The sequence below is a fragment of the Arthrobacter sp. TmtSoilC77 genome (genome assembly GCF_059739415.1).
Genome location: NZ_AP046050.1, coordinates 973,245 through 986,973, shown reverse-complemented (window position 1 = coordinate 986,973; position 13,729 = coordinate 973,245). Strand labels below are relative to the sequence as shown.

At 61.3% G+C, this 13,729-nt stretch carries 6 protein-coding genes and 1 rRNA gene; 1 reads left to right on the top strand and 6 read right to left on the bottom strand.

Annotated elements, in window-relative coordinates:
* Nucleotides 1-451: 451 nt before the first annotated feature.
* The 4 genes from AC6I99_RS04680 to AC6I99_RS04665 form a co-directional block, all read right to left on the bottom strand.
* A 16S ribosomal RNA gene (locus AC6I99_RS04680) occupies nucleotides 452-1,974 on the bottom strand.
* Nucleotides 1,975-2,466: 492 nt separating this feature from the next.
* Nucleotides 2,467-6,123 carry a 1,4-alpha-glucan branching enzyme gene (locus AC6I99_RS04675; RefSeq protein ID WP_497960529.1) on the bottom strand — a complete coding sequence of 1,219 codons (3,657 nt, stop codon included), beginning with the start codon at nucleotides 6,121-6,123 and terminating at the stop codon, nucleotides 2,467-2,469.
* A gap of 1 nt (nucleotide 6,124) precedes the next feature.
* Nucleotides 6,125-7,921, bottom strand: coding sequence for a maltose alpha-D-glucosyltransferase (gene treS, locus AC6I99_RS04670; RefSeq protein ID WP_497960528.1), 1,797 nt, complete (start codon nucleotides 7,919-7,921; stop codon nucleotides 6,125-6,127).
* Nucleotides 7,921-9,981, bottom strand: a complete 2,061-nt coding sequence (locus AC6I99_RS04665; RefSeq protein ID WP_224166501.1) for an alpha-1,4-glucan--maltose-1-phosphate maltosyltransferase — start codon at nucleotides 9,979-9,981, stop codon at nucleotides 7,921-7,923. Before AC6I99_RS04665 ends, treS begins: the two co-directional genes overlap by 1 nt.
* Nucleotides 9,982-10,133: 152 nt before the next feature.
* Here AC6I99_RS04665 and glgP point away from each other — a divergent pair, with 152 nt between their 5' ends.
* Entirely contained in the window at nucleotides 10,134-12,758 is a 2,625-nt protein-coding gene (glgP, locus tag AC6I99_RS04660) for an alpha-glucan family phosphorylase (RefSeq protein WP_309931055.1), read from the top strand.
* A gap of 135 nt (nucleotides 12,759-12,893) precedes the next feature.
* On the opposite strand, the gene AC6I99_RS04655 is transcribed toward glgP, so the two are convergent.
* Together AC6I99_RS04655 and AC6I99_RS04650 are read right to left on the bottom strand one after the other, a co-directional pair.
* Entirely contained in the window at nucleotides 12,894-13,253 is a 360-nt protein-coding gene (locus tag AC6I99_RS04655; protein WP_224166499.1) for a barstar family protein, read from the bottom strand.
* A 6-nt stretch (nucleotides 13,254-13,259) separates the two neighbouring features.
* Nucleotides 13,260-13,724 carry a guanyl-specific ribonuclease gene (locus AC6I99_RS04650; RefSeq protein WP_497960527.1) on the bottom strand — a complete coding sequence of 155 codons (465 nt, stop codon included), beginning with the start codon at nucleotides 13,722-13,724 and terminating at the stop codon, nucleotides 13,260-13,262.
* Nucleotides 13,725-13,729 lie beyond the last annotated feature (5 nt).

Here is a 13,729-nt window from a genome sequence, read left to right as displayed (position 1 = left end):
GTAAGAACACACACAAACATGTGCGTGTTCTAGATGCTCGCGTCCACTATGTAGTTCTCAAACAACAACCCCGTCAACCAGACCCCCAACACCCACAAACACGGGTGCCGGTACGAACCGGAAGCAGGAACAAAAGAAACACCAGAACTGTGTCCCCCTGCATTGCTGCAAAAAGGTCCTGTTGCCTCAGGACCCAACAGTGCGCCAAACACAACCCACACAAACCACGCCCCGGCACGTTCCCAACAACACACACCCCCAAAAAAGGGGCACGCACTGCCGTACTAACACCAGGACACAACCGGTAAGGCCATGCCAAACAAACGTTTGATTCGTTGATATTCCACCCATGAGCACCCACCGCAGAACATACGCCTGCGCAATGGGCAACACTGACAACCACCAGCCCCCGCATGCACGGGAACCGACACGGTTGTTAGCAGCTCCTTAGAAAGGAGGTGATCCAGCCGCACCTTCCGGTACGGCTACCTTGTTACGACTTAGTCCCAATCGCCGGTCCCACCTTCGACGGCTCCCCCCACAAGGGTTAGGCCACCGGCTTCGGGTGTTACCAACTTTCGTGACTTGACGGGCGGTGTGTACAAGGCCCGGGAACGTATTCACCGCAGCGTTGCTGATCTGCGATTACTAGCGACTCCGACTTCATGGGGTCGAGTTGCAGACCCCAATCCGAACTGAGACCGGCTTTTTGGGATTAGCTCCACCTCACAGTATCGCAACCCTTTGTACCGGCCATTGTAGCATGCGTGAAGCCCAAGACATAAGGGGCATGATGATTTGACGTCGTCCCCACCTTCCTCCGAGTTGACCCCGGCAGTCTCCTATGAGTCCCCGCCATAACGCGCTGGCAACATAGAACGAGGGTTGCGCTCGTTGCGGGACTTAACCCAACATCTCACGACACGAGCTGACGACAACCATGCACCACCTGTAAACCGACCGCAAGCGGGGCACCTGTTTCCAGGTCTTTCCGGTTCATGTCAAGCCTTGGTAAGGTTCTTCGCGTTGCATCGAATTAATCCGCATGCTCCGCCGCTTGTGCGGGCCCCCGTCAATTCCTTTGAGTTTTAGCCTTGCGGCCGTACTCCCCAGGCGGGGCACTTAATGCGTTAGCTACGGCGCGGAAAACGTGGAATGTCCCCCACACCTAGTGCCCAACGTTTACGGCATGGACTACCAGGGTATCTAATCCTGTTCGCTCCCCATGCTTTCGCTCCTCAGCGTCAGTTACAGCCCAGAGACCTGCCTTCGCCATCGGTGTTCCTCCTGATATCTGCGCATTTCACCGCTACACCAGGAATTCCAGTCTCCCCTACTGCACTCTAGTCTGCCCGTACCCACTGCAGAACCGGAGTTGAGCCCCGGTCTTTCACAGCAGACGCGACAAACCGCCTACGAGCTCTTTACGCCCAATAATTCCGGATAACGCTTGCGCCCTACGTATTACCGCGGCTGCTGGCACGTAGTTAGCCGGCGCTTCTTCTGCAGGTACCGTCACTTTCGCTTCTTCCCTACTGAAAGAGGTTTACAACCCGAAGGCCGTCATCCCTCACGCGGCGTCGCTGCATCAGGCTTTCGCCCATTGTGCAATATTCCCCACTGCTGCCTCCCGTAGGAGTCTGGGCCGTGTCTCAGTCCCAGTGTGGCCGGTCACCCTCTCAGGCCGGCTACCCGTCGTCGCCTTGGTAGGCCATTACCCCACCAACAAGCTGATAGGCCGCGAGTCCATCCAAAACCACAAAAGCTTTCCACCACCATGACATGCGCCAGATGGTCATATCCGGTATTAGACCCAGTTTCCCAGGCTTATCCCAGAGTCAAGGGCAGGTTACTCACGTGTTACTCACCCGTTCGCCACTAATCCCCCCAGCAAGCCAGGGATCATCGTTCGACTTGCATGTGTTAAGCACGCCGCCAGCGTTCATCCTGAGCCAGGATCAAACTCTCCGTTGAAAACAAAAAATCAAACAGACACAACCACACCCACCGGAAATAACGGCGAACACGGCTGCACAAAATTCGAAACCAGCTGAAAACCAAACCACCACACACGGGGGTGCATGACGATCCGGCATATAATTTCAACCAATCAAAAAAACAATCGGCATCAACAAACTTGGCACACTATTGAGTTCTCAAACAACAGGTCACTATTCCAAAGCAGTACCACCAGCCTTCGCTGGATCGCTCCGGAGCAACTTTTCAAACTTACCGGCTGGACCTCTCGGAGTCAAATCGGCAAGCATGACTTGATTTTTCCTTGCGGTATCTTGTCTGCTTGGCGATCTCCACTCGGGGACCAGCGCGGGTACTAACTATACCCCTACTCCAGCGAGATGGCAAAGCCCGCTGGCAGAGGTCTCCCTCGTCACCTCTGAAACCCCTGAAACACAGGGAAGGAGGGCCCGGAGCGGCAAGCTCCAGGACCCTCCCTGTTCCAGAGAACTAGTCAGCCAACGCGAACCACGAGGCTCCCAGTGGTGGAAGAGTCACGGTCAATGCTGCCGGCTGGCCGTCAGTCCCCGGTGACGCAGCCTTCAATGTTCCGGCATTGATGACACCCGAACCACCGTAGGTCCCGGAGTCCGTATTCAGGACTTCAACCCACTCCCCTGCTTCTGGCACTCCCAGGATGTAATCGTTGTGCGGGCCCCCCGAGAAATTGACTGCGCACACCAAAGGCTTGCCGTCGTGGTCCCAGCGAATGAAAGTCAGCACGTTGTGGTCGGCGTCTCCACCGTTGATCCACTGGAAGCCACCGGGTTCGCTATCGCGTACATGCAGTGCAGGCGTTGACTTGTATAGGCCGTTGAGGTCGCGGACCAGGAGTTGGAGCCCACGATGCGCCGGGATGTCAGCCAGGAACCAGTCAAGTCCGTACTGCTCCGACCACTCGGCTTCCTGGCCGAATTCGGTGCCCATAAAAATGAGCTGCTTACCGGGGTGTGCCCACTGGTAGGCGAAGAAGGCCCGAAGGTTTGCCAGTTGCTGCCAACGGTCACCCGGCATCTTCCGAAGCATTGATCCCTTGCCGTGGACTACTTCGTCATGGCTGATGGGCAGGAGGAAGTTCTCCGAGAAGGCGTAGACCATGGAGAACGTGATGGTGCCGTGGTGCCACCTGCGGTTGATGGGGTCTTCGGAGATGTACTTCAGGGAGTCGTGCATCCAGCCCATGTTCCATTTGAGGCCAAAGCCGAGCCCGCCATGATTGGTGGGTGCCGTTACACCTGGGAATGCAGTGGATTCCTCTGCGATGGTGACGGCTCCGGGGTGCGTCTTGTAGACGGTCGCGTTGACCTCCTGCATGAAGGAGATTGCTTCGAGGTTCTCGCGGCCGCCGAACTTGTTGGGTTGCCACTGTCCTTCCTCGCGCGAGTAATCCAGATAGATCATGGAGGCCACGGCGTCAACGCGGAGTCCGTCAATGTGGAATTCTTCGAGCCAGTACAGTGCGTTGGCAACCAGGAAGTTGCGTACCTCGGTGCGTCCGAAGTCGAATATGAGGGTGCCCCAGTCCGGGTGTTCGCCCAGATTGGGATCCGAGTGCTCGTACAGTGCCTCGCCGTCAAAACGGGCCAGCGCCCAGGAATCCTTGGGGAAGTGTGCAGGGACCCAGTCCAGCAGGACACCGATGCCCGCCTGGTGCAGGGAGTCCACGAGGAAACGGAACTCGTCCGGGTGCCCGAACCTGGACGTGGGCGCAAAGTAGGACGTGACCTGGTAGCCCCACGAGCCACCGAACGGGTGTTCTGCTACGGGCATGAATTCCACGTGCGTGAAACCAAGCCACTTCACGTAGTCAACCAGTTCCTTGGCCAGCTCCTTGTAGCCCAGGCCAAGGCGCCAGGATCCCAAGTGGACTTCGTAGACGCTCATGGGCGAGTTGTGCGGGTCCTTTTCGGCGCGCGCAGTCATCCACTCCGCGTCCTTGAAGCGGTAGCTGGAGTCCACCACTCGGGATGCCGTCAGCGGTGGAACCTCCGTGCCGAAGGCCAAGGGGTCCGCCTTCTCAACCCAGTGGCCGCCGCGGGTCAGGATCTCGTATTTGTAGCACGCCCCTGCTACAACCCCGGGAATGAAGATTTCCCAGACGCCGGACGAGCCGAGGGAACGCATTGCGTGGCTACGGCCATCCCAGCCGTTGAAATCACCCTTGACCCGAACCGCTTGGGCGTTCGGGGCCCAGACAGCAAAGGAAACACCGTCTACTTCACTCAGCGAAGAGCGGTAATGCTGGACGTGGGCGCCAAGGACGTCCCAGAGACGCTCGTGCCGGCCTTCGCCGATCAGGTGCAGGTCCACCTCGCCCACGGTAGGCAGGTAGTGGTACGGGTCATCAATGGTGACGGGTTCGGCGTCGTAAACCACTTCCAGCCGGTAGTCCGGCACATGGCCGTGTTGCAGCGGATCCAGGACAGCGGCCCAAATGCCGTTGGCCTCGTGCTCCATGGCAGTGCGTCCGGCCTCCGTCACCACCGTTACCGACGTGGCGAGGTGCTTCACGGTCCGGATGGTGACGTGGCCGTGATCGTCCAGGTGGGCGCCGAGCACGGAGTGTGGTGCGTGGTGGGCTCCAGCTGCCACGCGGGCCAAGGTCTCGGAGTCCACATGCAGGGGAACTCGGGGCCGTTCGGTGCGTGCAGAGCCTGTCATTTCATTACCTTCCGCTGTAGCCGCGGCGTGCTTGCCGCGGCTCGTGTTGTCGAGGATTTGCCGTGATGCGTTGACCGGAATGGACAGCCAGTCCGGCCGGTTCCGCAACTCATAGACCACCTCATATAAGGCCTTGTCCAGCCACAATGCCACAAAGAGCGGCGAGCGGCGGTCAATGGTTCCCGGCATGACTTCGCTGTAGCCGGCCAGGAACGCGGTGGAGCAGTCATCCGCCCATGTTGCGGGCACCTTGGCTTCGGCGTTCTCACGGACAGCGGCTCCTGCCGCGTAGTCGAAGGAACGGAGCATTCCCACGACGTCCCGCAAGGGGAGATCGGGAGTGTTGCGCTCGTTAATGGTCCGGAGGGGCTCGCCTTCGAAGTCCAGGATGGCCCACCTGCCGGGCGCCCCCGCCTTTCCGGGAACCTTAAGGATCTGGCCAAGGTGGAGATCGCCGTGGACGCGTTGCAGCTGGCCCACATCGCTGGGATGAAGCGTGTCCAGCAGCTCTTCGAGGTTGCCCTCATAAGGCCCGACGGCGGAAGCCGCTTCTGCCCATGACTGGCGGACACGCCGGGCCAGGGTCGCAATGATGCCGGCGCCCTGCGTTTGGCCATCCAGTGTGCCGAAAGTTTCCGCGAGCCTGGCGTGGACCGTTGCTGTTGCAGCACCGAGTTCGTGGGCCTCTTTGGTGAAATCAGCGCCGGCTGCAGCGGCCTCGACTGCCAGCCTCCACGCGTCCAGTCCCCCCAGCAGGAATTCATGGGCCACCGTGAGCTCGCCGGTCGCCGAACCGCCTGGGTCCTGGCCATCCCAGGAACCTGTGATCCAACCCAACGTTGCGGGCACCTCGGTTGTCCCTGCTGCCGTCAGCGCAGCGCCCAACTCCACCTCGGGATTCCTGCCGGCTGCCAACACACGGAAGATCTTCACGATCGCCGTCGAACCGCCGTCGTCAATGATGACGGACGTGTTGGACTGCTCCCCGGACAGCACGCGGACCGAGGTAGGTCCTTCCGGAAGGGCCACACGGCCCCGGGTGAGATGGCCCGCGGCGAGGCCGTCACCCACTGTGTCCTCCCGGCGCATGAGGTCCAGCCACGCCGTGATGAACTCGGTGTCGTACACGGCGTCGTAGACGAGCCGGAGCCCCAGTTCGGGATCCGTGATCTCCCCGAGCAGGGCAGTGGGAGCATCCGGCAACGGCTGGCTCCTGAAGCTCAACGGCACCTGGACGACGTCGGTCCGGGGACCGCCGTCGGCTGTCCGATACGTTACGGCGAGCAGTTCAACCTGCAAACCGGCGCTACCTTCGGGGTACGGGAGGGTGAAGCCGCCCACACGCTCCAGCGCAAAGTCGGGGCTCTTCACCGGGAACCAGCGTTTAGTGGGAAGCCAGCTCCGGAGAAGACTTTCGATCGAGGGGTTAAGTGTTCCCTTTTTCATCTCATCCTTTGGTAGACACCACGGGAATCGCCTGGGTAAATGGCGATGAGGGGTTGGAAAACGCAGAGCGCAGCCGCAGCCAATAGAAGTTGTGGCTACCCAGCATGACTGTTAGTTGGCCGTTGTCCCCAACGGCCGGGAATGGTTGGCCACCGAAAATGTCGCGGAAGCCCCTGCCGGCATATTCCGGCAGATCAAGGGTCGCGGCCACCGGATGCTGCGAAAGGTTGAAGACGCACAGGATAGTCTCCGCGTCCTCGCCCTCAGGATTGCCGGCGGGCAGTTCCCGGACATAGGCCAGGACGGCCTCGTGGTCCGCTTCGATGTGGCGGAAACTACCCAGGCCGAACACGGGGTGGTTCCTGCGCACGCTAAGGATCTGCCGGGTCCATCGCAGCAGGGAGCCTGAGTGCGCGGCCTCTGCCTCAACGTTGGCCATGCTGTAGTTGTAGACGAGGGACTGGATCACCGGCAGGTACAGCTTGCCCGGGTCCGCGCCCGAGAAACCCGCGTTCCTGTCCGGGTTCCATTGCATGGGTGTGCGGACGGCATTGCGGTCATCGAGCCAAATGTTGTCCCCCATGCCGATTTCGTCCCCGTAATAGAGGAAAGGGCTGCCTGGCAGGGAGAGCAACAGAGCGTTAATGAGCTCAATCTCAGCCCGGGAATTGTCCAGCAGCGGAGCCAGCCTCCGCCGGATACCGATGTTGGCGCGCATCCTGGGGTCCGGTGCGTACCAGCCAAGCATGGCAGCGCGGTCGTCCGCGCTGACCATCTCCAAGGTGAGTTCATCGTGGTTTCGCAGGAAGGTCCCCCACTGGGCACCCTTGGGAATCTCCGGGGTCTCCCGAAGGGTCTGGATGATCGGAGCCGCCTTCTGGTCCCGGAGGGCATAGTAGAGCCGGGGCATGATCGGGAAGTGGAAGGCCATGTGGCATTCGGGGGCTTCCTCGGTGCCGAAGTACTCCACCACCTCATGGGGCGGCTGGTTGGCCTCGGCGATGATCACGCGTCCGGGGTAGTTGGCATCCACCATCCTGCGCAGGTCCTGGAGGAAGGCATGGGTGGCTGGAAGGTTCTCGCAGTTGGTGCCTTCCTCCTCAAAGAGGTAAGGAACGGCGTCGGCGCGGAAACCGTCGATTCCCTGGTCGAGCCAGAACCGGATGACGTCATAGAGTGCCTCGACGACTTTGGGGTTCTCGAAGTTCAGGTCCGGCTGGTGGCTGAAGAAGCGGTGCCAGAAAAACTGGCGCCGGATGGGATCGAACGTCCAGTTGGATTCCTCCGTGTCCACGAAGATGATGCGCGCGTCCTGGTACTTCTCATCCGTATCGCTCCACACGTAGAAATCGCCGTAGGGACCCGTGGGGTCCTTCCGGGATTCCTGGAACCACGGGTGCTGGTCCGAGGTGTGGTTCAGGGGGAGGTCGATGATCACCCTGACGCCGCGGGCGTGCGCCTCCGCCACGAGGCGCTTAAAGTCGCTGATCGTGCCAAACTCGTCCAGCACCGAGGTGTAGTCGGCGATGTCATAGCCGCCATCACGCAACGGGGAATGGAAGAACGGCGGCAACCAGAGGCAGTCAACGCCCAGCCATTGAAGGTAGTCCAGTTTTTCGATCAAGCCGTGGAAGTCACCGGAGCCATCCCCGTTGGCATCCGCAAAGGCCCGCACCAGTACTTCGTAGAAGACTGCCTTGCGGTACCAGTGCGGATCATGCTGGAGACCGGGGGCATTCAGCTCGAAGGTGTTCTTCGGAGTGAAGTACTGGCTCGGGTTTTGCGGAGAAAAACTCACTAAGGCTGCCTCCGGATGCTCAGGATGTGTGCGGGCTCCACGTGTGCGTCGAGCCTGACGTAGTTGTGTTCACCCCACCACCAGCTTTGCCCGCTGATCAGGTCATCCACCAGGAACCGGCCGTCCTCGTTGAAGTCCGCGGGATCCAGCTGCAGGGCAGCCAGGTCCAGGGAAACCGTGCTTTCGCGGGCGCTGTGCGGATCCACGTTAACAACGATGATCAACGTGTCCTTGGTGCCGTCCGGCAAGGTCTTGTGCTTGGAGTAGACGATGGTTGCGTCATCGGTGCTGCTGTGCAAAGTCAGGTTCTGCAGGTCGCCCAGGGCAAGGTGGTCCTTGCGGATGGTGTTCAACCTGGTGATGTACGGAGCCAACGTGCGGCCGGACGCGGCAGCGCCTTCCCAGTCCCTGGCCTTGTACTCGTACTTTTCGTTGTCGATGTACTCTTCTGCCCCGGGCCGGGCCACGTGTTCGTACAGCTCGTAACCGGCGTACACGCCCCAGAGCGGGCTTGCCGTCGCGGCAAGGACAGCGCGGATGCGGAAGGCCGCGGGACCACCGTACTGGAGGTACTCCGTGAGGATGTCAGGCGTGTTCACGAAGAAGTTGGGCCGGAAGAAAGCCGCGCTCTCGTGGCTCACCTCATGGAAATACTGCTCCAGCTCGGTCTTGGTATTCCGCCACGTGAAGTAGGTGTACGACTGCTGGAACCCTGCCCTGCCCAACGCGTGCATCATGGGTGGACGCGTGAAAGCCTCGGCCAGGAAAACTACCTCGGGATTCTTTTTGTTGATCTTTCCAATCAACCATTCCCAGAACCAGACAGGCTTTGTGTGCGGATTGTCCACGCGGAAAATCTTCACGCCATGGCTGATCCACAACTGCACGATCCTCAGGATTTCCTTGGAAAGGCCCTCCGGATCGTTATCGAAGTTCAGGGGGTAAATATCCTGGTATTTCTTCGGCGGGTTTTCGGCATAGGCAATGGACCCATCCACACGCGTCGTGAACCATTCCGGGTGGGACGTTACCCAAGGGTGGTCAGGGGCCGCCTGCAACGCCAGGTCCAGTGCAACTTCGAGTCCGAGCTCGCGGGCATGGGCAACAAAAGCGTCAAAATCTTCAAAAGTGCCCAAATCCGGGTGGATGGCGTCATGGCCACCGTCTTTGGAACCAATGGCCCACGGCGAGCCCGGATCCTGCGGGCCCGGCGTCAGCGTGTTGTTGCGTCCCTTGCGGTGCTGGAAACCGATCGGGTGGATCGGCGGCAGGTAGATAACGTCAAAGCCCATCTCCGCAACCGCCTCCAGGCGCTTGGCCGCGGTGCGGAAGTTGCCCGACGTCCAGATACCTGTGGCGTGATCCAAAACCGCGCCCTCGGAGCGGGGGAAGAACTCGTACCAGGAACCACGACCCGCGAGGTCACGTTCCACCTGCAGCGGGAACGGCTCCGAAACCGTCACCAGCTCGCGGATCGGAACGCGTCCGACGGCGGCCAGCACCTCGGGGCTGAAACCGGCACCAAGGCGTTCCTCGGCAGATTTGGTGGTGTCGGCAAGGACGACTGAAGCGGCACGCAGGGTGCGCTTCTCCGCAGCGGTGCGACCGGCGTCGTCCTCTGCTGCCTCCGAAAGAAGGGCTGCACCCTCGGCGAGCATCAACTCGACGTCAATGCCGGCGCCCACTTTCACTTCAGCGTTGTGGTGCCACGTTCCATAGCGGTCATGCCAGGCCTCAATGACGAAAGACCACGCACCCGTGCCGGACGGCGAGAGCGAACCCTCCCAGCGGTCCAGGCCTTTCCAGCGCTCATCCTTGGCCGGCGCCATGCGGACCCGCTGGCGCTCCTTGCCCTTGGGATCAAGCAGGACGGCGGAGACGCCGAGTTGATCATGTCCTTCACGAAAGACGGTCGCACCGATGGCGAGATCCTCACCCGGAAGGGCCTTCGCGGGGAACCGGCCACCCTCAACCACCGGCTGGACAGCCGTGATGGGGAACCGGCCGAAGCGAAGTCCGGCGGTGATGTCCGTTTTCGTCTTGGATTTCAAAGCGGTCATGGTTCGCGAGGTATTCGTCACAACCACGACGTTAGCGACAAAAATCCAAGAATGCTAAGCACACGAGCCATCTTCGCGACGCAAGATGACTTTTACCTAAAAGAAACCCAAACCAGTTCCGACTGCCATGTGAGTCCGTTAGTGTGGCGCTCGTGAAGGCAATTCGAAGATTTACAGTCCGTACCGTCCTCCCTGAGCCCATCCGGCCGTTGGCCCGCTTGGCGACCAACTTGCGCTGGTCCTGGCACCGGCCCACCAGGGAACTTTTTGCGAGCCTTAACCCGGCTCTCTGGGAGGCCGCGCAGCATGACCCCATCGCCCTCCTGGGGTCCATCAGCAGGGAGCAGCTGCAGGACCTCGCCAGCAACGGCGAAGTCGTTAACCGGGTACAGGAAGCTGCGGCCGATCTGGACCGCTACCTCAGCGAGCCCCGCTGGTACCAGGGGCTTGGTGAAGAAGCTCCGGCCTGCATCGCCTACTTCTCGCCGGAATTCGGCATCACCGAGGTTCTGCCCCAGTACTCCGGTGGCCTGGGCATCCTTGCTGGTGACCACCTCAAAGCCGCCTCGGACCTCGGTGTCCCGTTGATCGGCGTCGGGCTCCTTTACCAGGCCGGCTACTTCAAACAGTCGCTGTCCCGTGACGCCTGGCAGCAGGAAACGTATCCGGTACTGGACCCGGACGGCCTGCCGCTGACTCTTCTGCGCCAGCCCTCCAAGGACGGCGTCCCCGGCAAGCCGGTGCACATTTCGCTTCCGCTTCCCAACGGCCGCGAGCTTCACGCGCATGTCTGGCGTGCCGACGTCGGACGCGTTCCGCTGCTGCTGCTCGACTCCAACGTCCCCTCCAACGACGAAGCCGCGCGCGGCATCACCGACCGCTTGTACGGCGGTGGCGGCGATCACCGGCTCCAGCAGGAACTGCTGCTGGGCATGGGCGGCGTCAAAGCCCTGCGCGTCTACCAGGAACTGACAGGTACGCCCGCGCCGGAGGTCTTCCACACGAACGAAGGCCACGCAGGATTCCTGGGAATCGAACGCATCCAGGAAGCGATGTCGGACGCCAACGATCCCCTCACCTGGGACGAAGCCCTCGCAGCGGGGCGTGCATCCACCGTCTTCACCACGCACACCCCCGTCCCGGCAGGAATCGACCGTTTCGAGACCCTCCAGATCAAGCACTTCTTCGAAGCCGGGCTCGCCCCTGCGGTGCCCGTGGACCGGATCCTGGAACTCGGCCGGGAAAACTACGACGGCGGCAACCCTTCCGTCTTCAACATGGCAGTCATGGGCCTGCGCCTCGCGCAGCGTGCCAACGGCGTAGCCAAGCTGCACGGCGTGGTTTCGCGGGAAATGTTCTCCGGTCTCTGGCCAGGATTCGACCACTCCGAAATCCCCATCACCTCCGTGACCAACGGCGTCCACGTTCCCACCTGGGTGGACCCAAAGATATCCTCCCTTGCACGGCAGCAGTTCGGCGCAGAAGCCGAAGCCCTGGGCCGTTGGGACCTCGCCTACAACGTCAGCGACGAGGACGTTTGGGGGCTCCGCAAGGAACTGCGCACCCAACTCGTCGAAGACGTCCGGCGCAGGCTGCGCGCCTCATGGAAGACACGTGGTGCCGCCGACGCCGAGCTTGGCTGGACGGACAGCGTGCTGGATCCGGACGTCCTGACCATCGGCTTCGCCCGAAGGGTGCCCACATACAAGCGACTTACGCTGATGCTGCGCGACCCCGCGCGTCTGAAAGCCCTCCTGCTGGACCCCAAGCACCCCATCCAGCTGGTCATCGCAGGTAAATCGCACCCCGCTGACGACGCCGGCAAGAAAATGATCCAGGACCTGGTCCGGTTCACCGACGACCCCGAGGTTCGCCACCGGATCGTGTTCCTCCCGAACTACGACATCGCCATGGCCCGCACCCTCTTCCCCGGCTGCGACGTCTGGCTCAACAACCCGCTTCGGCCGCTTGAAGCCTGCGGCACATCCGGGATGAAGGCAGCCATCAACGGCTCGCTCAACCTCTCCGTCCTGGACGGCTGGTGGGACGAAATGTACGACGGCGAAAACGGGTGGGCGATCCCCACGGCCAACAACGGCGCATCCGCAGATGAGCGCGACGACATTGAAGCTTCCGCACTCTATGAGCTGCTGGAAACCCAAGTGGCACCGCGCTTCTACGGGACCACCGTGGCCCAAGGCGCCGGCGCAGCAGGACCCTCCGAATCCAGCCGCGAAACCGTGCCCACCCACTGGGTGTCCATGATCAAGCACACCCTGGCGAACCTGGGCCCGGCAGTCTCAGCCGAACGCATGCTGCACGACTACGTCAACAACCTGTACTGCCCCGCGGCAGTAGCCGGGCGTCGGGCCACCGCTGAATCGTTCAAGGAAGCCAAGGAACTCGCGGCCTGGACCTCCAAGGTCCGCAGCGCCTGGCCCGAGGTCGTCGTGGAACACGTCGACTCCGTGGGAGTGTCCGAAGAACCCCAGGTCGGCGACACCCTGCAGGTCAACGCATACGTGGCGCTCCACGACCTGACCCCCGACGACGTCTCCGTGGAGGTGGCGTTTGGCCGTGCCGAGGAATCCGATGAGCTTGAGGACATCGTCGTAGCGGAACTGGACTCCCTGGAGAACCTCGGCGGTGGACGCCACCTCTTCCACGGCGACCTGGTCATCAACCGCTCAGGGTCCTTCGGGTACACCGTCCGTGTGTTCCCGAAGCACTCGGCGTTGGCTTCCAAAGCTGAACTGGGGTTGATCGCGAACGCATAGTCCGTAACCAGACGACATCCGCCGGATGTCAGTCATCCTCCGCGTGCTGCTCCTTCGTCGCTTTGACGCACGCTTCCGGATAACTGGCATCCGGCTTTGTTGTTTGATTCGGCGAGGCGTTGCGACTTATGAAATTTAGTTTTCGAAGACCGCAATCACCGCAAGGTCGCGGCCTGCGTAGCGCTCCGCGTCTTGGAGGATCTCGCAGACCACGCCGAAGGAACGGTCCGTTCGGTAGGCCGCCGGGACTTGCCAGATCATCGTGACGGGAGTGCCGTCGTCGTCGGACAAGGCGTCGGCAAAGTCATGCAGGGAGTCGTTGAGGGCGTCCAGGTTCACGCCGTAGTACTCCGGGAAGTCCAGGACCTGGCCAAAGACCTCCAGGACGCCCGATTTTGTTGTCGCCGGCGGGACGAGGATGGTCCTGCGACCGGCGTCTGCCACCTGCTCCTGAAGTTCTTCGATGGTCCAGGTGTCTGCGGAATAGATCTTCATGGGCTCCTACTTGCCTTCGACAATGAACTTGAACGAATCGTAATGGTCAGCGGTGTAGTACTTGGCCGTGTCCTTGCCAACAATGATTCGGCGAGCGCCGCGATCTGGCTCACCGGGTGTTGGAACCGTGTATTCCTTATAGAATCCGCTGGACTTCTTGGGCAGGAGTCCCTCGAAGTTACCGAAATTCACGCCATCCCTGTCATAGGGATAGGGCCCCCCTTTCGCAATCAGGGCAAGCGTCCGTTGCGCTTCCCTGGGAAGCTGCGAGGCGTTGATGCTGGGCAGCGCAGAGGGGTTTGCCACCGACGGCGGCGCTGACGCCGGGCCAGGCTCCGCCGTCGTGGTTTGCGTGCTTGGCGTTTCCTGAGGGGCGGTCACCGGGCCGCCACCCACCAGTGCGACCACAAGCGCGACGACGGCAATCACCAGAGCCCCGAAGGCCAGCAGTTTGCTGCTGATCCGTTTCATGCAGG